Origin of the sequence: Weissella sp. DD23, from assembly GCF_001579105.1 — a bacterium.
Lineage (GTDB): Bacteria > Bacillota > Bacilli > Lactobacillales > Lactobacillaceae > Weissella > Weissella cibaria.
In genome coordinates this window covers 1-670 of the sequence record NZ_KQ970436.1, presented here as the reverse complement: position 1 = coordinate 670, position 670 = coordinate 1, and the positions used below count along the sequence as shown (strand labels likewise).

The window sequence follows — 670 nt, the reverse complement described above, 5'->3', positions numbered from 1 at the left end:
AACGCGGAGTGCGCGCTTGAAGCTCTGCAAGTTCAAATAATGTGTGCGTCCCTTCAAACTGGCACCACGAACTTCAAACGGCAGAATATCCTTCAATGTTGTATTAATTGTTTCGGTCACTTGCTGTTGCAACGTAATTGTTGGAACGGCGACGACCACTTGCTTGCGCTGCTCATCAGCTAGGTATGCGTATGGTAGTAAATAAGCTAACGTCTTGCCCATCCCCGTTGGCGCTTCCGCAACAAAGGCTGTCTCCCCTGGTGTTTCTGACAGTTCAGCCTCAGTGTAATGCGTGTAAATGGCATTCATCAACTTAGCTTGCTGTTCACGGTATGCCAACGCCTTGCCGTAAAGTTGCTCTTTTGCAGCCTTTTTAGCAGGATAGCTTGTCGCCTTGCCAGTAACCAATGGCGCCGGTTCTGAAAAACGACGTAACGCCAAACTATCGATCACTTGTAAGTGACTAGGTAATGGTTGTGGCTCTGCTTGATTTTTTGCTAACGCTTTTTCAAATACGGTTTTCGTGTCGCGTGGTAGGACCAATGGCAAATCAGCTAACGCCTGAAGCGTAATCATTGGTAACCCTTCGGCCCGTTTTAAGATGGCAATTAACAATTCACCGGTTGCTAATGCATCACTATCAGCCTGATGTGGATGATTGTGTTCGAGT

General features: G+C 47.2%; 1 protein-coding gene. It reads right to left on the bottom strand.

The features are described from left to right. Positions 1-670, bottom strand: a 670-nt coding sequence (locus WEIDD23_RS12100; protein WP_156469666.1) for a DEAD/DEAH box helicase, incomplete at both ends; no start/stop codon positions are given.